The sequence below is a fragment of the Enterobacter sp. JBIWA008 genome (assembly GCF_019968765.1).
In the GTDB taxonomy this organism is placed as follows: domain Bacteria; phylum Pseudomonadota; class Gammaproteobacteria; order Enterobacterales; family Enterobacteriaceae; genus Enterobacter.
This window is the reverse complement of record NZ_CP074149.1, coordinates 1,506,210-1,530,264: the sequence shown is the minus strand read 5'-3', so window position 1 is coordinate 1,530,264 and position 24,055 is coordinate 1,506,210. Positions and strand designations below refer to the sequence as shown.

Below are 24,055 nucleotides of genomic sequence, written 5' to 3'. Positions count from 1 at the left end.
TATGACCACCCTGAATCTCAACACCCTCAGCGAGCGCATCAAGGCGCACAAAACGGCGCTGGTGCATATCGTCAAGCCGCCGGTCTGTACCGAGCGCGCGCAGCATTACACCGAAATGTACCAGCAGCATATGGACAAGCCGATCCCGGTGCGTCGCGCTCTGGCGCTGGCGCATCACCTGGCGGAACGTACCATCTGGATCAAACACGACGAGCTGATTATCGGGAACCAGGCAAGCGAAGTGCGCGCCGCACCGATTTTCCCGGAATATACCGTATCCTGGATTGAGAAAGAGATCGACGATCTGGCGGACCGCCCGGGTGCGGGCTTTGCGGTGAGCGAAGAGAACAAGCGCGTGCTGCATGAGATCTGTCCGTGGTGGCGCGGCCAGACGGTGCAGGACCGCTGCTACGGCATGTTCACCGACGAGCAGAAAGGCCTGCTGGAAACCGGCATTATCAAAGCCGAAGGCAACATGACCTCCGGCGACGCGCACCTGGCCGTTAACTTCCCGCTGGTGCTGGAGAAAGGACTCGACGGCCTGCGCGCCAAAGTGGCCGAACGCCGCTCGCGCATCAACCTGACGGTGCTGGAAGACCTGCACGGCGACCAGTTCCTGAAGGCGATCGATATCGTGCTGGAAGCGGTAAGCCTGCACATCACACGCTTCGCCGATCTGGCGCGTGAAGTGGCCGCCACGGAAACCCGCGAAAGCCGCCGCGACGAGCTGCTGGCGATGGCGGAAAACTGCGACGTGATTGCCCACGAGCCGCCAAAAACCTTCTGGCAGGCGCTGCAGCTGTGCTACTTCATCCAGCTGATCCTGCAGATTGAGTCCAACGGCCACTCCGTCTCCTTCGCGCGCATGGACCAGTATCTCTATCCATACTACCGCCGCGACGTGGAGCTGAACCAGAGCCTCGACCGCGAACACGCCATCGAGCTGCTGCACAGCTGCTGGCTGAAGCTGCTGGAAGTGAACAAAATCCGCTCCGGCTCGCACTCCAAGGCTTCCGCCGGTAGCCCGCTATACCAGAACGTCACCATCGGCGGCCAGAAGCTGGTCAACGGTGAGCCGATGGACGCGGTGAACCCGCTCTCGTACGCGATTCTGGAATCCTGCGGTCGCCTGCGCTCCACCCAGCCGAACCTGAGCGTGCGCTATCACGCGGGCATGAGCAACGACTTCCTCGACGCCTGCGTGCAGGTGATCCGCTGCGGCTTCGGTATGCCCGCGTTCAACAACGATGAAATCGTCATTCCGGAATTCATCAAGCTCGGCGTTGAGCGCGACGACGCCTACGACTACGCGGCCATCGGCTGTATCGAAACCGCGGTGGGCGGCAAGTGGGGCTACCGCTGCACCGGCATGAGCTTTATCAACTTCGCCCGCGTCATGCTCGCCGCGCTGGAAGGCGGGCGCGACGCCACGAGCGGCAAGGTGTTCCTGCCGCAGGAGAAAGCGCTCTCTGCCGGTAACTTCGACAATTTTGAGGAGGTGATGGCAGCATGGGATAGCCAGATCCGCTACTACACCCGCAAATCCATCGAGATTGAGTACGTGGTGGATACCATGCTGGAAGAGAACGTTCACGATATTCTCTGCTCGGCGCTGGTGGACGACTGCATCGAGCGCGCGAAAAGCATCAAGCAGGGTGGCGCGAAGTATGACTGGGTTTCCGGCCTCCAGGTGGGCATCGCCAATCTCGGCAACAGCCTGGCAGCGGTGAAAAAGCTGGTGTTCGAACAGGGCACTATCGGCCAACAGCAGCTGGCGGCGGCGCTGGCGGATGACTTCGACGGGCTGACTCACGAGCAGCTGCGTCAGCGCCTGATCAACGGTGCGCCAAAGTACGGCAACGACGACGACAGCGTGGACATGCTGCTGACGCGCGCCTATCAGACCTACATCGAAGAGCTGAAGCAGTACCACAACCCGCGCTACGGCCGCGGCCCGATTGGCGGTAACTACTACGCGGGCACCTCCTCGATTTCCGCAAACGTGCCGTTTGGCGCGGCGACAATGGCCACCCCGGACGGACGTAAGGCGCACACCCCGCTGGCGGAAGGAGCAAGCCCGGCCTCCGGTACGGACCACCTCGGCCCGACGGCGGTCATTGGCTCGGTGGGTAAACTGCCTACCGAGGCGATTCTCGGCGGCGTGCTGCTGAACCAGAAGCTGAACCCGTCGACGCTGGAAAACGACAGCGATCGCCAGAAGCTGATGGTGCTGCTGCGCACCTTCTTCGAGGTGCATAAGGGTTGGCATATTCAGTACAACATCGTCTCGCGCGAAACGCTGCTGGAGGCGAAGAAACACCCGGATCAGTATCGTGACCTGGTGGTGCGCGTCGCGGGCTACTCGGCGTTCTTCACCGCCCTGTCGCCGGATGCGCAGGACGATATTATTGCCCGTACCGAGCATACGCTGTAACGGCGTATTCCCTCTCCTGCGGGGAGAGGGAGAAAATACTAAAAACGGCAACCTCTGTTGCCGTTTTGCTTTTACTTTCGAATGAAATTAAATTTGTGCTCCCCGTCACCTTGTTATTAGAATGTTTCAAAACGCAGTGACCCAGGAGCACAGTATGACCGTTAAAGTTATCGTCACCGATATGGACGGAACTTTCCTTGATGATGCCAAGCAGTACGATCGTGACCGCTTCCAGGCGCAGTTTGAACAGCTTAAATCCCGCGATATTGAATTTGTTGTCGCCAGCGGCAACCAGTATTACCAGCTCATCTCCTTTTTTCCGGAGCTGAAAGATCGGATCTCCTTCGTTGCGGAAAACGGCGCGCTAGTGTTCGATCGCGGCGAACAGATTTTCCACGGCGAGCTGACGCGTCATGAATCGCAGATCGTGATTGGCGAACTGCTGAAAGACAAGGGGCTGAACTTTGTGGCCTGCGGTCTGGAGAGTGCCTGGGTCAGCGACCAGGCTCCTGAAGCGTTCGTGACGCTGATGTCAAAGCACTATCACCGCTTAAAGCGCATCAGCGATTACCGCGAAATTGACGACGTACTGTTTAAGTTCTCCCTGAACCTGCCGGACAGCGATATCCCAACGCTGGTGGATAAACTGCACGTCTCCCTGAACGGCATCATGAAGCCGGTCACCAGCGGCTTTGGTTTTGTCGATTTGATTATCCCCGGCCTGCACAAGGCCAACGGCATTAGTCGTCTGCTGAAACGCTGGAAAATCTCCCCGCAGGAGTGCGTGGCCATTGGCGACAGCGGCAACGATGCCGAGATGCTGAAGCTGGTGAAATATTCCTTTGCGATGGGCAACGCGGCAGAGAGCATCAAAGAAATCAGCCGCTACGGCACCGACGACAACAACCATCAGGGCGCGCTGAACGTCATTCAGGCCGTGCTCGACAACCATTCCCCGTTCGACGCCTGATCCTCTCCTCGCCGGAGCGTCGCTCCGGCCTCTCACTCTTTTTCCGTCCTGTGGCTTGCGTCAAGTTTTTAAACTTGCATTAACTTATTTTTAACTTAAAGTATCACTTGTAGATATTTTTACTTTCGAATGAAAGATGCGAGGCAGTTATGACCTTTACCAGTGAAACCTTGCCAGCGGATCACAAAGCGGCAATACGTCAGTTGAAACGTGAGCTGCGCGCGCAGATCGGCGACGTGCAGGCGGTGTTTAATAAGCTCAGCGATAAAATTGCCACCCGCGTGGCGGAAATCAACGCTCTTAAGAATAAAGGCGAATCCGTCTGGCCGGTGATTGCGTTTGCGGATGTGAAAAACGGCACGATTACCGACGCACAGCGCGAGGCCGTTAAACGCCGCGGCTGCGCGGTGATTAAAGGTCACTTCCCGCGCGAGCAGGCGCTGGCGTGGGATCAGTCGATGCTCGACTACCTCGATCTGAACAAGTTTGACGAGGTCTACAAAGGGCCAGGCGATAACTTCTTCGGCACCTTAACGGCCTCTCGTCCGGAGATTTACCCGATTTACTGGTCTCAGGCGCAGATGCAGGCGCGCCAGAGCGAAGAGATGGCGAAGGTGCAGTCGTTCCTGAACCGTTTATGGACGTTCGAGAGCAACGGCAAGCAGTGGTTCAACCCGGACGTGAGCGTGATTTACCCGGACCGTATCCGCCGCCGTCCGCCGGGAACCACCTCGAAAGGGCTTGGGGCGCATACCGACTCCGGCGCGCTGGAGCGCTGGCTGCTTCCGGCTTATCAGCAGGTCTTTGCCCGCGTGTTTGACGGCAACGTCGAGAAATACGATCCGTGGAACGCCGCTCACCGCACCGAAGTGGAAGAATATACCGTCGATAACACCACCAAATGCTCGGTGTTCCGCACCTTCCAGGGCTGGACGGCGCTGTCGGACATGATCCCCGGCCAGGGGCTGCTGCACGTGGTGCCGATCCCGGAAGCAATGGCCTACATTCTGCTGCGTCCGCTGCTGGACGACGTGCCGGAAGACGAGCTGTGCGGCGTGGCGCCGGGGCGCGTGCTGCCGGTTTCAGAGAAGTGGCACCCGCTGCTCATCGAGGCATTAAGCAGCATTCCGGCACTCGAGGCGGGCGATTCCGTGTGGTGGCATTGCGATGTGATCCACTCCGTCGCGCCGGTGGAAAATCAGCAGGGCTGGGGCAACGTGATGTACATTCCTGCCGCGCCGATGTGCGAGAAAAACCTCGCCTACGCCAAAAAGGTCAAGGAAGCGCTGGAAACCGGCGCTTCGCCGGGAGACTTCCCGCGCGAGGATTATGAAAAGAACTGGCAGGACCGCTTTACCGTGAACGATCTCAACATCCACGGCAAGCGCGCGCTGGGCATGGCTTAACTGTCGTAAAGCCCTTCCCGCTCCACGGCGGTGCGTCGTTTTCCCTGACGTATCCGCCGTACCGATTCCCGCACGGCCAGCGTGCCGTTTAGCAGTAACGTTCCCACCGGCGCGTCCGGGCGCATGAGCCGCTGCTGGAGCATATATACCGCTTCTGTTCCCAGCTCATCGCGAGGGACATGCACGGCCGTCAGCGGGACATCCTGGATTGCCGCCAGGTTAAACCCGTCAATGCTCATCACCGACACGTCCTGCGGCACGCGCAGGCCGTGGTTTTGTAATGCGCTAATGGTGCCCGCCGCCATAAAGTCGCCGCCGACCAGGAACGCGGTAGGTAAATCCTTCCCCTGCACTTCACTGAGCCAGCTGCTGACCATCTCTTCCGTTTCGCGCGCGCTGAAGCTGGGCACCACCAGCAGATCGCGTTTATCGTTGAATTTCAGGTTGTGAGACTGCCACGCGTCGCGGATCCCCGCCAGGCGCAGCTCCATGGTGTAGCGGCGCAGGCACAGCACGTTCATCACCTCACGGTGTCCCATCTCGAACAGATATTCCGCCGCCCGTTCGCCAATGCCGCGATGATCCGGCGCGACAGCAGGCAGGCGCATGTGCCGGTCGCGGCAGTTAATCAGCATGCAGGGTTTACCCACGTCAATCGCCAGATCGTGGATATGGGGATCGTCGATGCCAAGAAGGATTGCCGCCTGGGTATCCGGCTCATTCATGCGCGCCAGAAACAGCTGGGCGTCGCTGTCGTTCTCTTCCAGCGCGCAGTAGCGAAGGCGCACATCGTGGGACGCCAGGCCTTTACTCACGCTCTGGATCACGCGGTAGTAAAAGATGTCGGACCGCTCGTCGAAGGCTCGCTGCGGGGCAAAAACCACCAGGCTGTTAAGCAGCAGACGCCCTGCCGCCATGCCGTCCATCACCCCCAGCTCCCGCGCGCACGCCAGCACCTTTGCACGCGCTTTTTCGCTGGTATTCGCTTTTCCCGCCAGCACCCGCGACACGGTGCTGATCGAGAGCTGCGTTCGGGCGGCAATTTCGGTGATTTTTAGCCTTTTGTCCATTTTGTGATCTGGCTCCATTTGCGAAATGAAAAAATTTTCATAGCGTATCTATCAGGCAATAGCTGACATAAAGGTCATCATGCCAGAGCGTTAACGTCAGTTATGAGAAATTTTGCACAAAATCCACTTTTGCCCACTCATTTTCTTCCTTAAGGTGAACTTGTCACACAACTTCCATACTAGTTGTATACCAACTTAAGCATGTTAAACGGATAGAAATCAAAGGCATAAAAATCCGTGTGACACCTTAACCTCCGTTCCCTTACCGTCCGTCTTGTGGAGAGTAAAATGAGTCAGGACATCAATAACACCGTAGCGACAAGCAAAACCCGTCGCGTCATTAAGAACCTGCGCTGGTACGTGCTGGTGCTGTTCTTACTTGGCGTCACCGTTAACTACATCACCCGAAACTCGCTCGGGATCCTCGCCCCGGAACTGAAAGAGAGCCTCGGGATCACCACCGAGCAATACTCCTGGATCGTTGGTGCGTTCCAGATCGCCTATACCATTTTCCAGCCCCTGTGCGGCTGGCTGATTGACGTCATCGGCCTGAAGATTGGCTTTATGGTCTGTGCCGGGATCTGGGCCCTGATGTGTATCTTCCACGCGGGCGCCGGAAGCTGGCTGCACCTCGCTATTCTGCGCTTCTTTATGGGTGCCTCTGAGGCCGCCGCTACCCCGGCGAACGCTAAAACCATCGGCGAATGGTTCCCGAAATCAGAACGCCCCGTTGCTGCAGGCTGGGCGGGCGTGGGCTTCTCCATCGGCGCGATGCTGGCCCCGCCCATCATCTACTTTGCTCACGCGTCGTTCGGCTGGCAGGGGGCGTTTATGTTTACCGGCGTGCTGGCGTTGCTGTGGGTGATCATGTGGTGGGCGTTCTACCACAATCCGGAGCAGCACCCGAACCTGAGCAAGGACGAGCTGGCGTTTATCAAGCAGGACAACGAACCGCCTGCGGTGAGACTGCCCTTCCTGACCGCGCTGAAAACCGTCTCGAAAAACAAACGCTTCTACGGTATCGCCATTCCGGCCTTTATGGCGGAACCGGCCTGGGCGGTGCTGAGCTTCTGGGTGCCGCTGTACCTCGCCAAAGAGCACGGCATGGACCTGAAGCAGATTGCGATGTTTGCCTGGCTGCCGTTCCTCGCCGCCGACCTCGGCAGCGTGGCGAGCGGCTACCTGACGCGTCTGTACACTCGCCTGTTTGGCTGCTCGCGCGTTAACTCGGTTGTTGCCAGCTCCGTGACGGGCGCGTTCCTGATGATCTCTCTGGGCATCGTGGCCATTACCCGAGACCCGTATATCACCATCGTGCTGATCTCCATCGGCGGCTTCGGGCACCAGATCATCTCCTGCATGCTGAGCGCCCTTGTCGTGGAGTCGTTCGACAAAGGCCAGATGGCGACCGTAAACGGCATGCGCGGCTCTGCGGCGTGGATCGCCAGCTTCCTGTTCTCGCTGTTAATCGGTGTGACCGCCGACAAAATCGGCTTTAACCCGCTCTTTATTGCCATGGGTTTCTTTGACCTGATTGGCGCTGTCTTCCTGGTAGCATTTATTGCTGAACGTCGCGCCAAGCGCGCCTGATAGTGGATGTATTGCATATGAAAACCCTGAAAAACTGGACCATTGATACGCAGTCGGCAAACCATATTGAACTGCTGGTCGATAACCAGCACCGCCTGTGCCTGTATGTGCTGGAAGAGAACCTGTTCCGCGTGCTGATCAAACGCAAAGGCGAGCTGGCGCTTGACCGCACCTGGAGCATCGCGCCGGAAAAAGACGTGCCGTGGGAAGGCCGCCGTCGTGACGATATAAGCGGTTTCTCCTGCCCGGCCTGGACGCTGACGCAGCAAGGCGAGACGCTAACCGTGGCAACCGAACAGCTGCGCGTGACGGTCCACCAGCCGCTGTGGCTGGAGTGGCACTACCGCAATGAAGCGGGCGAGTGGCAGCCGCTGGTCAATGACCGCCCCACCAGCGCCTACCTGCTGAACGCCCACGGCGACGGCGTAGCGCACTACCTCAGCCGTCGTAAGGATGAGCGTTTCTACGGCCTGGGCGAGAAAGCGGGCGATCTGCAGCGCAACGGTAAACGCTACGAGATGCGCAACCTCGACGCAATGGGGTACAACGCGGCCAGCACCGACCCGCTCTACAAGCATATTCCGTTCACTATCGCCCGCCGCGACGACGTCAGCTACGGCCTGTTCTATGACAACCTGAGCAGCTGCTGGCTGGATCTGGGTAACGAAATCGACAACTACCACACCGCCTATCGTCGCTGGCAGGCGGAAGCGGGCGATATCGATTACTACATCTTTACCGGCAAGCGTGTGCTGGACGTCACCAAGGCCTTCGTGCGTCTGACCGGAAAAACGCTGTTCGGTCCAAAATGGAGCCTGGGATACAGCGGCTCTACCATGCATTACACCGACGCGCCGGACGCCCAAAACCAGCTGATGAACTTCATTCGCCTGTGCGAAGAACATGCCATTCCGTGCGACTCGTTCCAGCTCTCCTCCGGCTATACCTCCATCAACGGCAAGCGCTACGTCTTCAACTGGAACTACGACAAGGTGCCGCAGCCGAAGGTGATGAGTCAGGCGTTTCACGACGCGGGACTGAAGCTTGCAGCGAACATCAAGCCGTGCCTGCTGCAGGACCATCCGCGCTATAACGAAGTGGCGGAGAGCGGCCTGTTCATTCGCGATTCAGAAACCGATGCACCGGAACGTTCCAGCTTCTGGGATGACGAAGGCTCACACCTCGACTTTACCAACCCGCAGACGGTGCAGTGGTGGCAGAACGGCGTCACCACGCAGCTGCTGGAGATGGGCATCGACTCCACCTGGAACGACAACAACGAGTACGAAGTGTGGGACGGGGAAGCGCGCTGCTTTGGCTTCGGCAAGGAGATTGCCATCAAGCACATTCGCCCGGTGATGCCGCTGCTGATGATGCGCGCCTCGCTGGAAGCGCAGCAGCGTTTCGCACCAGAAAAACGTCCGTATCTCATCTCCCGCTCCGGCTGCGCCGGGATGCAGCGCTACGTTCAGACCTGGAGCGGCGACAACCGCACCAGCTGGGACACCCTGCGCTATAACATCCGCATGGGGCTGGGCATGAGCCTGTCCGGGCTGTTCAACGTCGGTCACGACGTAGGCGGTTTCTCCGGCGACAAGCCGGACGCCGAGCTGTTCGTTCGCTGGGTGCAGAACGGCGTGATGCACCCGCGCTTTACCATCCACTCGTGGAACGATGACCATACCGTGAACGAACCGTGGATGTACCCGGGCGTCACGCCCGCCATTCGCGGCGCGGTTGAGCTGCGCTACCGCATGCTGCCCTACCTCTACACCCTGCTCTGGCAGGCGCACGCCGACGACGAGCCGATGCTGCGCCCAACCTTCCTCGATCACGAGCACGATGCGCAGACCTTTGAAGAGTGCGATGACTTCCTGCTGGGCCGCGACCTGCTGGTGGCCAGCGTCGTCGAAGCCGGGCAGCGCGAGCGCCGCGTCTGGCTGCCGGATAACGAAACGGGCTGGTACGATTTTTACACCCACGCGTGGTTTGCTGGCGGCCAGTCGATCGTCCTCGACGCGCCGCTGGAAAAACTGCCGCTGCTGGTGCGCGCCGGTGCTGCTCTGCCGCTAAGCGAACGCATTACCCACGTGTCCGCTGAAAAAGACAACACCCGCGAGCTGAAGCTGTTCCCGGTGAAGGGCGCCGGGACATCCTCAGGCATGCTGTTTGAAGACGACGGCGAAAGCTGGGGCTACCAGAACGGCAATGCGCTGTGGGTGGAATGGGAAATGGTGTGCGACGGCGCAACCATCAACCTGAAGGTGAACGCGCGCGGGGATTATCGTCCGGCGTGGAAGGTACTGAAGGTGTCGTTGCCTGTAGGGGAAAAACGTAAGCTGCTGGTGAACGGGATTGAAGGGGATGAATGGGTGGCCTAGTGCGGCCTGATGCCCTCAAACTGACCCTCTCCCACAGGGAGAGGGAATAGAACGTAGGCCGGGTAAGGCGAAACCGCCACCCGGCTTTTTTTAGTTCTCGATACCTTTACTGCGCAGGTAGTCTTCGTAGTTACCGGTGAAGTCCACCACGCGCTCTGGCGTAATTTCGATCACGCGGGTCGCCAGCGAGCTGACGAACTCACGGTCATGAGAGACGAAGATCAGGGTGCCCTGATACATCTCCAGCGCCATGTTCAGGGATTCGATCGATTCCATATCCAGGTGGTTAGTCGGTTCGTCCATCACCAGGATATTCGGTTTTTCCATCATCAGCTTGCCGAACAGCATGCGGCCCTTCTCGCCACCGGAAAGCACTTTAGCCGGCTTTTTGATGTCGTCCTGGCTGAACAGCAGACGACCCAGAATGCTGCGCACCGCCTGCTCGTCGTCGCCCTCCTGCTTCCACTGGCTCATCCAGTCGAAGACGGTGAGGTCGTTTTCGAACTCGTACTCATGGTCCTGAGCGTAGTAACCAATCTGCGCGTTTTCAGACCACTTCACGGTGCCGTTGTCCGGCTGCAGTTCGCCGACCAGGGTTTTCAGCATGGTGGATTTACCCACGCCGTTGGCGCCGAGGATGGCAATCTTCTCGCCCACTTCCAGCAGCAGGTTGAATTTTTTAAACAGCGGGCCGTTCTCAAAGCCTTTTGCCAGGGCTTCCACTTCCAGCGCGTTACGGAACAGTTTCTTGTCCTGCTCGAAGCGGATAAACGGGTTCTGACGGCTGGAGGCTTTGACTTCGTCCAGCTTGATTTTGTCAATCTGACGCGCACGGGAGGTAGCCTGGCGCGACTTAGAGGCGTTGGCGCTAAAGCGGCTGACGAAGGACTGCAGGTCAGCAATCTGCGCTTTCTTCTTGGCGTTATCCGCCAGCAGACGTTCACGCGCCTGGGTGGCCGCCGTCATGTATTCGTCGTAGTTGCCCGGATAAACGCGCAGCTCGCCGTAGTCCAGATCCGCCATGTGCGTACAGACCATGTTCAGGAAGTGACGGTCGTGCGAAATGATGATCATGGTGCTGTCGCGATCGTTCAGCGTCTGCTCCAGCCAGCGGATGGTGTCGATGTCCAGGTTGTTCGTCGGTTCGTCGAGCAGCAGGATGTCCGGGTTAGAGAACAGCGCCTGTGCCAGCAGCACGCGCAGCTTCCAGCCTGGCGCGACTTCGCTCATCGGGCCGTAATGCTGTTCAACCGGAATACCTACGCCCAGCAGCAGCTCGCCCGCGCGCGCTTCCGCAGAGTAGCCGTCCATCTCACCATACTGCGTTTCCAGATCGGCCACCTTATAGCCGTCTTCTTCGCTCATTTCGGCCAGCGCGTAAATGCGATCGCGCTCCTGCTTCACTTCCCACAGCTCCCCATGCCCCATGATCACGGTGTCGAGCACGGTGAACTCTTCGAAGGCGAACTGATCCTGACGCAGCTTACCGATACGCTCGTTAGGGTCGAGCGATACGTTACCGAGCGTCGGCTCCAGGTCACCGCCGAGGATCTTCATAAAGGTGGATTTACCGCTACCGTTGGCACCAATCAGGCCGTAACGGTTGCCGCCGCCAAATTTGACGGAAATATTTTCGAACAGCGGCTTACTGCCAAACTGCATAGTGACGTTGCTGGTAACTAACACGGGGAGATTCCTGCGAAAAGTGTGATAAACACGGCATTATGCCACAATTCCGAATTGAGATCCCGTGTTGCGGCAATCCACTAAACTTTAACAAAGTCGAAAAAAATGTGATTTCGTACACATCTGAATTCCCTGTAAGCGGGAATGCACATATAATGCGCTCCCATCACAGATTCAGACTTATCAACTCATCGCCAGAATGGCTTAGATACCTCGCACAACATGAACATGAAATTAACAACGCTTTTTGCGGCGGCGTTAGCCGTAGTAGGTTTTTGTAAGACCGCGTCTGCGGTGACGTATCCCCTGCCAACAGACGGTAGCCGTCTGGTGGGCCAGAACCAGGTTGTGACGGTACCAGAAGGTAACTCTCAGCCGCTGGAGTATTTTGCTGCGCAGTACCAGCTGGGTCTGTCTAACATGCTGGAAGCGAACCCGGGCGTTGACCCGTATCTGCCGAAAGCGGGTACCGTGCTGAATATTCCTCAGCAGCTGATCCTGCCGGATACCGTTCATGAAGGTATCGTGATTAACAGCGCCGAAATGCGTCTGTATTACTACCCGAAAGGCACCAACACCGTGATCGTGCTGCCAATCGGTATCGGCCAGCTGGGCAAAGACACTCCGCTGAACTGGACCACCAAAGTTGAGCGTAAGAAAGCGGGCCCAACCTGGACCCCAACTGCCAAAATGCACGCGGAATACATCGCTGCGGGCGAACCGCTGCCAGCCGTTGTACCGGCAGGCCCGGATAACCCAATGGGCCTGTACGCGCTGTATATTGGCCGCCTGTACGCTATCCACGGTACCAACGCCAACTTCGGCATCGGCCTGCGCGTAAGCCACGGCTGCGTGCGCCTGCGTAACGACGACATCAAATTCCTGTTCGAAAACGTGCCGGTCGGTACGCGCGTGCAGTTCATCAACGAACCAGTGAAGGCGACCTCAGAGCCAGACGGCAGCCGCTACATTGAAGTGCACAACCCGCTGTCCACCAGCGAAGACCAGATCAACAATAACGAAGTCGTTCCTGTTACGCTGAACAGCGCGGTGCAGGCGGTGACTTCTCAGCCAGACGTAGAAACGGCGATTGTTGACCAGGCCGTGCAGAACCGCTCCGGTATGCCGGTGCGTTTGAACTGATAGAGAAGCATTAAAAAAGCGGGCCTCGTTGCCCGCTTTTTTTTATCCGTTATTCACGATGACTATCCCGCCGTGGTCGTACCGATAGTGGCAGTGGGCATACTCCAGCGGCGTGCCATCCTCCAGATAAATGACCTGCTCCACCTCCAGCACCGGATCGGTTTCCTCGCAGACCAGATGCTCCCTGTCCAGCGCGCTGGGCTTAAGCGCCCGCACCACCCGGTATGACCCCATAATTTTCAGCCCCAGCGTCTCCTGCACGTACTGGAACACCGAACCTTCAAGATGGGTTTTCGTCAGGCCCGGTACCAGATTCATCGGCATCACGGTGGAATCCAGCGACATAGGTTCGCCGTTCAGCAAGCGTAGACGAATGAAGTCATAGATCGGCGCATCGGCGTTAATCATCAGCGACGCCTGCTCTTTGTCGTTCGGGAAGCGCAGCTCGAAATGCACCACCCGGCTGGTCACCGTGCCCAGATGCGCCCAGGTTTTGGTCGCACCGAAATAGTCGCTGCCGGAGAGATCCCACTGCGAGAGCTGCAGGAAGTTTTTGCGGATAAAGGTGCCCTGCCCCTGACGGGTATAAACCAGACCTTCAACAATCAGCTGGCGCATCGCCTGCTGGATGGTCATCCGGCTGGTGCTAAACTCAGCCGCCAGCGCAAACTGGTCCGGAAGCGGTTCATGGGCGGCGTACTGCTGGCTGATAATGCGTTTCTTGATTTCCCGCGCTATGGTGATGTACTTCGCCGCCATCGTCCTTCCTTTCAGTTAGTTTTCTATCCCGCTGTTTTTCAAGGCCACTCGCTCGGCAATTTTGAGGAAAGGCAGGTAGAAGAATACACCAAATATGATGATTGCCAACTGCACCACCACCGCCCGCCAGTCTCCCGCCGTGGCCAGCCAGGCGCTGAGAATTGGCGGTGTGGTCCACGGGATCATCACTACGCAGCGCGACATTAACCCCAGGGTGGTGCAAAGCCAGGCGAAGTAAATGCCGATGGCGGGCAGCAGCACAAACGGGATCATCAGCGGCAGGTTAAACACAATCGGCAGGCCAAAAATCACCGGCTCGTTTATGTTGAATAAACCGGGCGCCAGCGACAGACGCGCCACCTGCTTCGCCGACTTTTGTCGGGAGAAGATAAAGATGGCAATCAGCAGCGAGATCGTGCTGCCCGTGCCGCCCACCATGCCGAACGTCGGCACGAAGATGTTGTTGATGATATGCGGAATTGGCTGGCCGTTGGCGAAGGCCAGCATGTTCTCGTTGGTGTTGATCAGCAGGAACGGCTCCAGCACCACGCTGTTGACGACAGACTGATGAATACCAAGCGTGAACAGGAAGTTACCGAAGCTGTAGATGAAAATCGTCCCCGGCAGGCTGGTGTTGATCAGCCGCAGCGGCTGCTGGATAAAGGTCGTTATGAGATGGATCAGGTCCGTGTGCAGCACGTTTGCCAGCACGGCCGCCAGCACCGCGAACAGGGAGAGCGTGAGGATGGTCGGGATCAGCGCGGTAAAGGATTTGCTCACCGCCGGAGGCACGTTTTCCCCGAGGGAAATGTGCAGCGCCTTGAGCCGCGAAATGGTGATAAACAGCTCCGTTGAGAGCAGCCCGATCAGCACCCCGGCGAAGATCCCGGTTGAGCCAATATTGGCGAACGTCAGCACCTGGGTGACGTTCACCGCGGCGTCGCTGCCGACGGGCGTAATCTGTAGGCGCATAGGCATCATGATGATGAAGCTGCTGACGGCGATAACCACTGCCGAGACCGGATTGTCGAAATCTTTGTTGCGCGCCAGCGACCAGGCAATCATCGGGGCCAGCAGCAGCGCGGCGATGTTCAGCGTGCCGTTGATAATCGCCTCGCCCCACACCTTAAACTGCGCGAGCGTGTCGCCGTGAAAAATCCACGGAAATACCACGTTGTTCACCAGCACCGCCAGGCCGGCGAGGATGAAAATGGGCATCACCGTGGCGAAAGCGTCGCGCAGGGAGCGAAGGTGCACCTGGTTTGCCAGGCGCGCCGAGAACTCTACAAACTTATCGACAAAAGACTGCATGTGCGGTGTTATTTTTGTTTCAGACATAGCGGATAGTTCCCATCAATCAGTCACAAAAACGGCCCGGCAGCGTACGGCTTACATCTCGCGTCCGTTGGTATGGATAACCTGTTTTAACCACGCGTAGCTCTTCTTCGGCACGCGCTTCAGGTCTTTCAGGTCGTGGTTTTCACGATTGACATAGACCACGCCGTAGCGCTTACGCATGTCGCCCTGGGAGCTGAGAATGTCGATTAAGCCCCAGCCGAGGTAGCCGATCACCTCTGCCCCGTCCTCGAACATCGCCTCCTTCATGGCATTGATATGCGCCCGGTGGTAGTCGATGCGGTAGGTGTCCTCAATCGGGTTCACGCCGTCCCAGGACTCAATCACCCCGATGCCGTTTTCGATCGGGAATACCGGCATCCGCCAGTCGTTGGCGTAGCGGGTGATGATGGTGCGAAAGCCCAGCGGATCGATCTGCCAGTTCCACTCGGTGGCCTTCAGGTACGGGTTATTTTTCTCGCCGTGCAGCAGGTAATAGTTCACCGGGGTGCCTTCCGGGATCGCATCGCTGTCCAGCGTTTTGCTGGCGTAGTAGCTGAAGGCCATATAGTCGTTTCTGGTGCGCGCCAGCAGCGCGAGATCCTCGGCGCGATAGATATCACCAAAGCCCTCCTGCTCCACCACCGCCATCACCGCCGGGCTGTAGCCCTGCCCTGCGAAAACGCGCAGCAGATTCTGGTTGAGAAACTCGTCGTACTGCTGGGCGCAGAAGATATCGCGCGGTTTGCAGGTGGCCGGGTAGATGAGCTGGTGCGCCAGCATACCGCCCATAAGCTGGCCCGGTCTGGTCTGGTGCAGATATTCGGTCAGCGCCATGTGCGCCACCATCGTATGATGCTGCAGCTCGTAAAGCTCGCGCAGGGTTTTCTCGCCTTTCATATAGCCGGAAATGCGGAAGGCCTCCGGCATATGGAAGATATTCTGCTCGTTGAAGGTCAGCCAGTACTTCACGCGGTCGCCATAGCAGTCGATCATCTTTTTGCCGTAGCGGATAAAGGACTCCATCACGCGGCGATCGTTGAAGCCGTTGTACTCCTGCGCCAGCGCCAGAGGCATGTCGAAGTGGTAGAGGCAGATCATCGGCTCAATGCCGCGGGCGATCAGATCGTCGATAAAACGGTCGTAAAACGCGATGCCTTCGTCGTTAAACTCGCCGTCGCCCTGCGGACAGACGCGGCTCCATGAGATCTGAAAGCGGTAGCAGTTCATGCCAAGATCCTGCATCAGGTCGAAATCTTCCCGGTAGCGGTGATAGGAGTCGGTCGCGACTTTCCAGTCGGAGATGTTCTCCCCGGCTTCGCGAATGTCGTACACCGACATGCCTTTCCCACCCTCGTTCCAGGCTCCTTCCGTCTGCATGCTTGACACCGAGTTGCCCCATAAAAAATTGGCCGGCAGCTGATTGTTCATATTCCCTCCCAATATGACTATTCATTTAAAAATTCATGACTAGTCATATAGGCGAAGATGAAATGTGGATCAAAGAGGAGGATCGTTTTTTGTGAGATATGTTGGAAAGAAGACGCCTGGGGTCGTGTCATATTAAAGTTGACCTGCTCCCCGTTGATTAATACACCGCGATGTTAGTAATGTCTTCATAAGCCACATGAGGACATCCCCATGAAGAAGCGTTTTTCCGACGAACAGATCATCAGTATCCTCCGCGAAGCTGAAGCCGGGGTTTCTGCCCGTGAGCTCTGCCTAAGCACGCCATTTCCGATGCCACCTTTTATACCTGGCGTAAGAAGTATGGCGGTATGGAGGTGCCCGAGGTTAAGCGCCTGAAGTCGCTTGAGGAAGAGAACGCAAGACTCAAGAAGCTGCTTGCCGAAGCCATGCTGGATAAGGAGGCGCTTCAGGTGGCTCTTGGGCGAAAGTACTGACGACAGACGCCGTTAAGTTTATGTGTGATGCGACCGATCTGTCGCAACGTCGTGCCTGCAGGCTTACAGGTTTGTCTCTGTCGACCTACCGCTATGAGGCTCAGCGTCCGGCGACTGATGCGCAGTTATCCGGGCGCATCACGGATGCTTGCACTGGAGCGCCGGCGTTTTGGCTAGCGCCGCATCTGGCAGTTACTGCGCCATGAAGGCCTTCATGTTAATCACAAGCGCGTGTACCGCCTTTATCATCTCAGCGGGCTGGGCGTAAAACGCAGACGGCGTCGTAAAGGTCTGGCAATGGAGCATCTGCCGCTGCTCCGCCCGGCGGCGCCCAACCTGACCTGCTCAATAGATTTCGTAATGGACACGCTGGCTACAGGTCGCAGGATCAAGTGCCTGACCAGTGTGGATGACTTCACGTGTCACCGAATTCGGGATTTCAGGCGTTCAGGTCACGCGTTTTCTGTACGCCTGAAATCATAAAGGCAACAATGATCGTCAGATATTCCCTCATGCACTCTTCCACGCAGTGTAAGGCAACTCATCCGCAAGGTATTTGGCCAAATAAAATACAACTAGATTGACTCGCGAGGAAGCCAAGGACTCTCGACTATCACTTTATCCCGGTGAGTGTCGCCATTGATAATGTGCAATGTACTTAAGCGCCCGATTTCATAATGCGGCAGCTGGACCGTGGATAGCGGGGGTAAAAATAAATTTCCGATACCTACAAGATTGTCGTAGCCAAGAACGGCAATATCCTGTGGGATTCGGATACCCTGCGTTAACAATGTTTGATACACCATAAATGCAATACGATCGTTACCACAGATGACCGAATCAAATCGCGGTTTCCCCTGATCGATATGCGCCAGCAGCATCTCCGGAATATCCCGGTAGTGCTCATCGCCGAATTGCATATAGCAGTGCTCAAGCGTATCAGGATCGATACCGGCTTCTCGGCAGGCGCGGTCAAGCCCCCGACGACGACGACGCGTCGCCAGATGGTTGACAGGTAAATGCAGGCAGAGAGGGCGGCTGTATCCTGCTGCCAGCAGTGCCTGTACGGCCGTATACTGGCCATGTTCATCGTCAGGTATATAGCTGGCAACCGGCTCTCCCTTGTTCTCACAGTTGGCCAGGACGCAAGGAAGCTCCAGTAACCGGGGAGGAATGCTTACTTCACGCAGCCCCATGGTAGTAAAAATGATCCCCCCGGGTCGATGGGCGAGCAGCAAGTCGACAATATCGTCAGGATTATCATCGGTAAACATATTCACCACAAAGCTGTTCCAGCCATACGCCCGTGCGGTTTCTTCGATAGACAGCGTGATTTCTACCGAAAAAGGAGTGGTGACGGTATCCAGCGCAAGTACACCAATTGTTTTGTTCCGGGTGCCAACACGACGAATCTGCCGGGCTGAGAGGTCTGGCACATAATTTAACTGCAGTATCGCCTCTTGTACCCGAGCCAGAGTCTCAGGCTTTACGCGTTTCGGGTCATTCAGCACCCGTGAGACCGTCATGAGCGATACATTGGCCAGTTTGGCCACATCCTTTAAAGACGCCATAGTTTTCCATTATCTGAATGCATTCCACCTGGTAAGGTGTTGTGAGCAAATGCGAATGCCCTATTCTAGGCACCGACACCCAAAGTTATGCAGGCCACTCTGAAAAATTTGAGCTAGATCTCAACACTTTAATGTTAACGTTAACTTTTGTGATTAACATCGACTAACAAATCAAAATCGAGTGTACCTCTAAAATGTTAACGTTACCATATTAACATATCCTTCTTACGAGATTACGTAGATGAAAAAACGGCCTACTCGAAGCTACTTGCTGCTCAGCGCTCTGCTGTTCTTTTTCTTTGTGACCTGGTCCTCATCAAGTTCACTGCTCTCAATCTGGCTTCACCAGGAAGTGGGGCTAAAGGCATCGGAAACCGGCATTATTTTTTCAGTTTTATCCGTCTCCGCACTCTTCGCGCAGGTATGTTATGGCTTTATCCAGGACCGACTCGGACTGCGCAAACATTTGTTATGGTTTATCACCGCGCTGTTGATCCTCTCCGGCCCGGCTTATCTGCTTTTTAGCTATTTGCTGAACGTTAATATTCTGCTGGGCAGCGTATTCGGGGGATTATTTATCGGGCTGACGTTTAATGGCGGTATCGGCGTTCTGGAGTCTTATACCGAGCGCGTTGCGCGTCAAAGTACCTTTGAGTTTGGGCGGGCACGCATGTGGGGGTCTTTGGGCTGGGCTGTCGCTACGTTTTTTGCCGGGTTACTGTTTAATATCAACCCTGACCTTAACTTCCTGGTAGCTTCATGCTCAGGGTTAATCTTCTTCTGTCTCCTGGCCCGCTTAAAGGTAGCCGCGCCGGCAAGCATGGAGAAACTCGAAATTGGCGCTAAAAAAGTTTCTCTGGAAGACGCCTTACGTCTGCTTACTCTGCCGCGCTTCTGGGCACTGATATTCTTCGTGGTCGGAACCTGCATTTACGGCGTATACGATCAGCAATTCCCGGTCTATTTCTCGTCACAGTTCCCGACATTACGCGAAGGGAACGAGATGTTTGGCTATTTAAACTCTTTCCAGGTCTTTCTCGAGGCCGCGGGTATGTTTTGTGCGCCGTGGCTGGTTAATCGCATTGGCGCTAAAAATGGTCTGATATTCGCAGGAATGGTGATGGCGCTGCGCATGATTGCTTCCGGGCTGGTGGAAGGCCCCCTGCTTATCTCCATTACCAAACTGCTTCACGCGGTCGAACTGCCAATATTGTTAGTCGCCATATTTAAATACAACAGTCTGAATTTCGACAAACGTCTCTCCTCCACCATTTATCTGGTGGGATTTGCCTGCACCAGTTCCGTCATTGGTACCGTATTGTCCCCGCTGGCAGGCTTTAGCTATGAGAGATTTGGCTTCGCCCAATCCTATCTCATCATGGGCATCATGGTATTCAGCACCACGTTTATTTCCATTTTCCTTTTGCGCTCAACCAAATCCTCATCTGAGCCATCTTTTCTGCAGCAAAAAGCTGTGTAATGTACTGAGAGTAAAGACGATGACATCCTTATTAGAACAGGCTGAACAGGTGCTTGAAAAAGCACAATCCGGGATTAATCCGCGCTGGTATCCGCGCTATCACCTCGCCCCTCGCGCAGGCTGGATGAATGATCCTAATGGCCTGGTATGGTTTGACGGCTGGTATCACGCCTTTTATCAACACCATCCCTACTCCCCGAAATGGGGTCCGATGCACTGGGGGCACGCCCGAAGCAAAGATCTGGTGCATTGGGAACATCTGCCCGTCGCGCTAGCGCCGGAAGGCCCGGCGGACAAAGACGGCTGTTTCTCCGGCTCCGCCGTGGTGGACGGCGATACGCTGGCGCTCATCTATACCGGGCATAAATTTCACGGACCGTCGGACACAGACGACAATCTCTACCAGGTACAATGTCTGGCGACCAGTCGTGACGGCATTCATTTTGAACGGCACGGCTGGGTGATTGATACACCACCCGGACTGCATCACTTTCGCGATCCGAAGGTGTGGCGTGAAGGTGAGTTCTGGTACATGGTTGTCGGCTCCCGCGTGGAGAATACCGGCCAGGTGCGACTGTACCGTTCCACCGATCTCCGCGAATGGCATGACGAAGGCATTTTCGCCGAGGCTGATGAAGGCAAGGGCTTTATGTGGGAATGCCCGGATTTCTTCACCCTGGGAGGGAAGCGTGTCCTGATGTTCTCGCCACAGGGCATGGCGGCGGAAGGGTATCACTATCGCAACCTGTTCCAGAGTGGCTATTTACTTGGGGACTGGCAGCCAGGTCAACCGTTCAACCACAACGGACAATTTACTGAGCTGGACCAAGGACACGACTTTTATGCCCCACAGAGTTTCATGACCCCGGATAGCCGACGCATTGTCATCGGGTGGCTGGATATGTGGGAATCACCTATGCCCGAACAGCAGGATGGCTGGGCCGGAATGCTCTCTCTTCCGCGCGAATTAAGCCTTGTCGATGGTCGTGTGAGAATGAAACCTGCTGCCGAAGTGACCGCGCTGCGTGGCAGCTATTATCCCACGCCCGTTCGCTGTCTGAACAATCAGAACGTCCTTGTCGCGGCAGATGCCGACGCGGTCGAAGTACAGCTGGCATGGGATTTGAGCACATCGACGGCTGAACAGTTTGGTATCGCCTTGGGCGACGGGCTGAGAATTTACGTCGACGATCAGGCCGGGCGTCTGGTGGTGGAGCGTCGCTATCCGGAATATTCGCTGGAAGGCACTCGCAGTATTCCGCTACCAGCAGACAGCGTTCTGTCACTGCGAATTTTTATTGACCGCTCATCGGTGGAAGTTTTTGTTAACGATGGTGACGCTTGCTTAAGCAGTCGTATTTATCCGCAGCCGGGCGAGCGCGATATTTCATTGTTTGCAAATCAGGGTGTGGCCTCATTATACGATGCGGGATACTGGTCTTTAGATAAATAATTCTCCGTTCCGACCTGTTTCTAGCAGGGTGAGTTTTTATTTCTGCCAGTCTCTGGCTGGCATGTTATTGTCTGGAATAATGAGAGAGCAAAATGGATGAAAGCGTAATACCTCAAAATTGCATTACCTCGAAAGATAAAAACATATTTGTTCCAGGAAAACAGACGCTGGCATTAATGGTGACATTAGCGGCATTTCCTGCTATTGCTGAAGACGTTACAGGAAATTATCAAAGCTATTTTCAGGATGAGTCAGACACCAACGGTACGAGTGTATCATCAGCCAATAAAGGCAATGAACAACCGTCCCTTAGTGCTTCGTCTTCTCCAGTTGCTGCAGGTCAAAAACCTGAACTCACGACCTCGTCAAAGCCCGTGATGTTATCGGCTGCAGCGGAGAATAACAAAGCTGAAGTAAAAAAACGTCCTAAAGGGGATAACCCTGAAGACGTCAGTCTGTTGCGTTTAAGGCAGGAAGATCCGCCGGTTCACTGGAACAGTATCGGTCGTAACATGGAAGTGGGTGGCCTGCATGGAAACATCGGGTCTCAGATAGAAATTGACGACGTTCGCTGGAGCAATAATAAGAAAAACAGCGGCAAGTTTAAACTCGCTACCATTCAGGCTTTTTTAAGGCACGATGAATTGCCTAACTGGTATTTCGGTTTCTGGAATGCCAGAGAAGACAGTTATAAAGGACAGTTCAGTAATCAGGACTATAAAGGCACCAATACCATCAATGAATTTTTTGTGGGCCATATTTTCGAAACCTGGCGAGGTAATATCGGTACGGAAGTCATGGTCGGCTCCGAAACGGCAACTAAACGCTGGAAAAACCGGTTCAAAGTCTGGCAGGACCTGCGACTGTCCAACAAATGGAGCCTGGCCGGATACGCATATGGCGAGTATCAGCCTCAGGGGAACGAACCGGGGAATGGCGATCTGGATCAGTACATTTTCGAAATTGAGCCAGCCATTCAATACCGCGTGAATCCGGATCTCGGACTCTATTTGCGACCCTATTATTACCATAACCGCCAGGAGCGTCAGAGCTGGGGCGACATTGTAGAAGAAGAATGGAAAGTCACGGCCGGGCTCTGGCGAAACTGGTATCCATTATTAACCTCCCTGTATTTTGGATTTGGACAGGACAAAATAGATAACGCCAGCAATGCCAGCGAAGTTTTCTATGATGGCCGGTATAAGTTTATCGGTGGCACGCTGAGTTATCCGGTATTTGGTGAAGTGCGATTATACGGTGAATTCAAAGCACAATTTACGAAAGAAACCGGACTTTGGACATCAACCGGTCACTCATGGAATCCTTTTACAGTGGTTGGCGTGAATTATAACTTCTGACATTCAGGTGTAGCATGAAAAAATTAATAGTTGCGGCATCTGTCGCTCTGCTTGCGCTTTCGCTCGGCAATAACCATGCCTGGTCACAGCCTTCGAAAGAGACATTACAGAATAAAAGCATAACCCATATTAATGGCTTTTTTCCGCGGGTTGAAGGTTCATTCGTAGGCGACCCCATGCCCGTTTTTAACGATGGCAAATTTGATATTTATTATCTTAATGATGTCCGCGGCGGCAGCGATCTGGGAGTACATGCTTTTCATCTCTTTTCGAGTGCCAACTTGTATGATTATCAGAACCATTCGGAAGTGATCCCCTACGTTAACGACGTTGACGATCCTGAACTGTTATTGGGCACCGGTTCGATTATTAAAGTCGGCGATACCTGGCATGCCTGGTATACCGCACACAATGAAAATGTGTTCCCGGTTGAATCTATTATGCACGCAACCAGTAAGGACCGCCTTCACTGGGTGAAACACCCGCAGGACACCATTTTACCCGGCGGTAACTATCGGGGTAATGATTTCCGGGACCCTCACGTCGTCTGGGTTGAGGAAAAGAAAGAATACTGGATGTTAATTACTACGCGCAGTAACGGTCGTGGGGTTATTGCCCGGTACAGTTCAACGGATTTAAAGCACTGGGAAGATCGCGGCGTATTTTTTGATAACGACACCATCACCAGCAATGCCAACCTTGAATGCCCGACACTGGTTTATTTCAACGGACGCTGGTATCTCAGCTTTAGCGACCAATGGCCGTTACGCCTGACACAATACCGGGTTGCAGACAATCCGGAGGGGCCGTGGCGGAAACTGGACAATTATGTGGTCGACGGCTCGGGTTTTTACGCGGGTAAACTGGTACTCAAAAAAGATCGGCTGTTTGTTTTCGGCTGGATCCCGACGAAAGCCGGTAACAGTGACAGCGGCAAAATTGACTGGGCAGGGAATCTGGTTGCTCATGAGCTCGCCGCAGATGACCAGGGCCATCTCAACAGCATCCTGCCCCAGGAACTTCAGCAGGTCATCAGTGAGAATCCAGGTCCGGTGACCACCTTAACGAGCACTAAAACGCTAAAAACGGCCACGTCATTCGGCCCCTTACAGTCGGCGCTGTACCCGGCTTTGCCTGAGCGCGGTGAGTTGAGCGCAACCATCGATGTTCCTTCTGCCGGAATGGTGATGAGCTTTGGTCTGACCGACGACAGAGTCAGTAATGCGATGCTGAATGTTGTGTTCAATAAGAGCAAAGGAAAAGTCTATTTTTTCAACGTGCCGCTCGCGTCGATTCATCAGGCTAACGCGGAATCCTGGGTGGACGTTCCGATCGGGGAAAAAATTGAGTTACGCGTTCTCATTCAAAACTCAATTGCTGTCTTTTATATAAACAATAAAGCGGCATTCAGTACCCGGATGTATTCCATGCAGGAGAAGCCGTGGAGTATTAGCCTGCCTCAAAACGACCATTTTCACGCGACGTTGAAAATAAAAGAAATGATCTAACGGGATA

At 55.5% G+C, this 24,055-nt stretch carries 16 protein-coding genes and 1 pseudogene; 11 read left to right on the top strand and 6 right to left on the bottom strand.

Features of this window, described 5'->3' with window-relative positions; translation table 11 throughout:
• Position 1: 1 nt before the first annotated feature.
• The 3 genes from KGP24_RS07415 to KGP24_RS07405 all read left to right on the top strand — a co-directional run bounded on the left by KGP24_RS07415 (position 2) and on the right by KGP24_RS07405 (position 4,810).
• Positions 2-2,434: a formate C-acetyltransferase/glycerol dehydratase family glycyl radical enzyme gene (locus KGP24_RS07415; RefSeq protein ID WP_223562866.1), complete on the top strand. Its 2,433-nt coding sequence runs from the start codon at positions 2-4 to the stop codon at positions 2,432-2,434.
• A 154-nt stretch (positions 2,435-2,588) separates the two neighbouring features.
• On the top strand, positions 2,589-3,404 hold the full coding sequence (locus KGP24_RS07410; RefSeq protein ID WP_223562865.1) for a Cof-type HAD-IIB family hydrolase: 816 nt from the start codon (positions 2,589-2,591) through the stop codon (positions 3,402-3,404).
• Between the two features lie 149 nt (positions 3,405-3,553).
• Positions 3,554-4,810, top strand: coding sequence for a DUF1479 domain-containing protein (locus tag KGP24_RS07405; protein ID WP_223562864.1), 1,257 nt, complete (start codon positions 3,554-3,556; stop codon positions 4,808-4,810).
• On the opposite strand, the gene KGP24_RS07400 is transcribed toward KGP24_RS07405, so the two are convergent.
• Positions 4,807-5,880, bottom strand: a complete 1,074-nt coding sequence (locus KGP24_RS07400; RefSeq protein WP_223562863.1) for a LacI family DNA-binding transcriptional regulator — start codon at positions 5,878-5,880, stop codon at positions 4,807-4,809. The two genes, KGP24_RS07405 and KGP24_RS07400, sit on opposite strands and share 4 nt — an antisense overlap.
• Before the next feature lie 288 nt (positions 5,881-6,168).
• Between KGP24_RS07400 and KGP24_RS07395 the strand changes: the two genes are divergently transcribed.
• Entirely contained in the window at positions 6,169-7,470 is a 1,302-nt protein-coding gene (locus tag KGP24_RS07395) for an MFS transporter (RefSeq protein WP_223562862.1), read from the top strand.
• A 17-nt stretch (positions 7,471-7,487) separates the two neighbouring features.
• Complete coding sequence (locus KGP24_RS07390) at positions 7,488-9,851, top strand: glycoside hydrolase family 31 protein (protein WP_223562861.1); 2,364 nt, start codon at positions 7,488-7,490, stop codon at positions 9,849-9,851.
• A 90-nt stretch (positions 9,852-9,941) separates the two neighbouring features.
• Here the strand turns inward: KGP24_RS07390 and KGP24_RS07385 are convergent, their stop codons facing one another.
• Positions 9,942-11,537 carry an ABC-F family ATPase gene (locus KGP24_RS07385; RefSeq protein WP_047061448.1) on the bottom strand — a complete coding sequence of 532 codons (1,596 nt, stop codon included), beginning with the start codon at positions 11,535-11,537 and terminating at the stop codon, positions 9,942-9,944.
• A 222-nt stretch (positions 11,538-11,759) separates the two neighbouring features.
• On the opposite strand from KGP24_RS07385, the gene ldtB reads away from it, so the two are divergent.
• Positions 11,760-12,680, top strand: a complete 921-nt coding sequence (gene ldtB, locus KGP24_RS07380; RefSeq protein WP_223562860.1) for a L,D-transpeptidase — start codon at positions 11,760-11,762, stop codon at positions 12,678-12,680.
• A gap of 42 nt (positions 12,681-12,722) precedes the next feature.
• Here ldtB and KGP24_RS07375 read toward each other — a convergent pair whose 3' ends face one another.
• From KGP24_RS07375 to KGP24_RS07365, 3 genes are read right to left on the bottom strand one after another with little or no spacing between them, the layout of a single operon-like run.
• Positions 12,723-13,439 (bottom strand): GntR family transcriptional regulator, encoded by a 717-nt coding sequence (locus tag KGP24_RS07375; RefSeq protein ID WP_223562859.1) that lies wholly within the window; start codon positions 13,437-13,439, stop codon positions 12,723-12,725.
• Between the two features lie 15 nt (positions 13,440-13,454).
• Positions 13,455-14,777, bottom strand: coding sequence for a PTS transporter subunit EIIC (locus KGP24_RS07370; protein WP_223562858.1), 1,323 nt, complete (start codon positions 14,775-14,777; stop codon positions 13,455-13,457).
• A 51-nt stretch (positions 14,778-14,828) separates the two neighbouring features.
• Positions 14,829-16,205, bottom strand: a complete 1,377-nt coding sequence (locus KGP24_RS07365) for a glycoside hydrolase family 1 protein (RefSeq protein WP_223562857.1) — start codon at positions 16,203-16,205, stop codon at positions 14,829-14,831.
• Between the two features lie 210 nt (positions 16,206-16,415).
• Between KGP24_RS07365 and KGP24_RS07360 the strand changes: the two are divergent.
• Positions 16,416-17,144 (top strand): annotated as a pseudogene (locus tag KGP24_RS07360) (transposase); the annotation flags it as partial.
• Between the two features lie 109 nt (positions 17,145-17,253).
• On the opposite strand, the gene KGP24_RS07355 reads toward KGP24_RS07360, so the two are convergent.
• Entirely contained in the window at positions 17,254-18,249 is a 996-nt protein-coding gene (locus tag KGP24_RS07355; protein ID WP_223562856.1) for a LacI family DNA-binding transcriptional regulator, read from the bottom strand.
• Positions 18,250-18,490: 241 nt separating this feature from the next.
• On the opposite strand from KGP24_RS07355, the gene KGP24_RS07350 reads away from it, so the two are divergent.
• The 4 genes from KGP24_RS07350 to KGP24_RS07335 all read left to right on the top strand — a co-directional run bounded on the left by KGP24_RS07350 (position 18,491) and on the right by KGP24_RS07335 (position 24,048).
• Complete coding sequence (locus KGP24_RS07350) at positions 18,491-19,729, top strand: MFS transporter (protein ID WP_223562855.1); 1,239 nt, start codon at positions 18,491-18,493, stop codon at positions 19,727-19,729.
• 19 nt (positions 19,730-19,748) lie between these two features.
• Complete coding sequence (locus KGP24_RS07345; RefSeq protein WP_223562854.1) at positions 19,749-21,182, top strand: glycoside hydrolase family 32 protein; 1,434 nt, start codon at positions 19,749-19,751, stop codon at positions 21,180-21,182.
• Positions 21,183-21,274: 92 nt separating this feature from the next.
• Positions 21,275-22,540: an OmpG porin family protein gene (locus KGP24_RS07340; protein ID WP_223562853.1), complete on the top strand. Its 1,266-nt coding sequence runs from the start codon at positions 21,275-21,277 to the stop codon at positions 22,538-22,540.
• Between the two features lie 14 nt (positions 22,541-22,554).
• A complete protein-coding gene (locus tag KGP24_RS07335; RefSeq protein ID WP_223562852.1) occupies positions 22,555-24,048 on the top strand; it encodes a glycoside hydrolase family 32 protein in 1,494 nt (497 codons plus the stop codon).
• The last annotated feature ends 7 nt before the right edge of the window (positions 24,049-24,055 follow it).

Excerpts from the sequence above, each read along its gene's own strand:
- KGP24_RS07415 (WP_223562866.1), top strand. The coding sequence starts at position 2 with ATGACCACCCTGAATCTCAACACCCTCAGCGAGCGCATCAAGGCGCAC.
- KGP24_RS07410 (WP_223562865.1), top strand. The coding sequence starts at position 2,589 with ATGACCGTTAAAGTTATCGTCACCGATATGGACGGAACTTTCCTTGAT.
- KGP24_RS07405 (WP_223562864.1), top strand. The coding sequence starts at position 3,554 with ATGACCTTTACCAGTGAAACCTTGCCAGCGGATCACAAAGCGGCAATA.
- KGP24_RS07400 (WP_223562863.1), bottom strand. The coding sequence starts at position 5,880 with ATGGACAAAAGGCTAAAAATCACCGAAATTGCCGCCCGAACGCAGCTC.
- KGP24_RS07395 (WP_223562862.1), top strand. The coding sequence starts at position 6,169 with ATGAGTCAGGACATCAATAACACCGTAGCGACAAGCAAAACCCGTCGC.
- KGP24_RS07390 (WP_223562861.1), top strand. The coding sequence starts at position 7,488 with ATGAAAACCCTGAAAAACTGGACCATTGATACGCAGTCGGCAAACCAT.
- ldtB (WP_223562860.1), top strand. The coding sequence starts at position 11,760 with ATGAACATGAAATTAACAACGCTTTTTGCGGCGGCGTTAGCCGTAGTA.
- KGP24_RS07375 (WP_223562859.1), bottom strand. The coding sequence starts at position 13,439 with ATGGCGGCGAAGTACATCACCATAGCGCGGGAAATCAAGAAACGCATT.
- KGP24_RS07370 (WP_223562858.1), bottom strand. The coding sequence starts at position 14,777 with ATGTCTGAAACAAAAATAACACCGCACATGCAGTCTTTTGTCGATAAG.
- KGP24_RS07365 (WP_223562857.1), bottom strand. The coding sequence starts at position 16,205 with ATGAACAATCAGCTGCCGGCCAATTTTTTATGGGGCAACTCGGTGTCA.
- KGP24_RS07355 (WP_223562856.1), bottom strand. The coding sequence starts at position 18,249 with ATGGCGTCTTTAAAGGATGTGGCCAAACTGGCCAATGTATCGCTCATG.
- KGP24_RS07350 (WP_223562855.1), top strand. The coding sequence starts at position 18,491 with ATGAAAAAACGGCCTACTCGAAGCTACTTGCTGCTCAGCGCTCTGCTG.
- KGP24_RS07345 (WP_223562854.1), top strand. The coding sequence starts at position 19,749 with ATGACATCCTTATTAGAACAGGCTGAACAGGTGCTTGAAAAAGCACAA.
- KGP24_RS07340 (WP_223562853.1), top strand. The coding sequence starts at position 21,275 with ATGGATGAAAGCGTAATACCTCAAAATTGCATTACCTCGAAAGATAAA.
- KGP24_RS07335 (WP_223562852.1), top strand. The coding sequence starts at position 22,555 with ATGAAAAAATTAATAGTTGCGGCATCTGTCGCTCTGCTTGCGCTTTCG.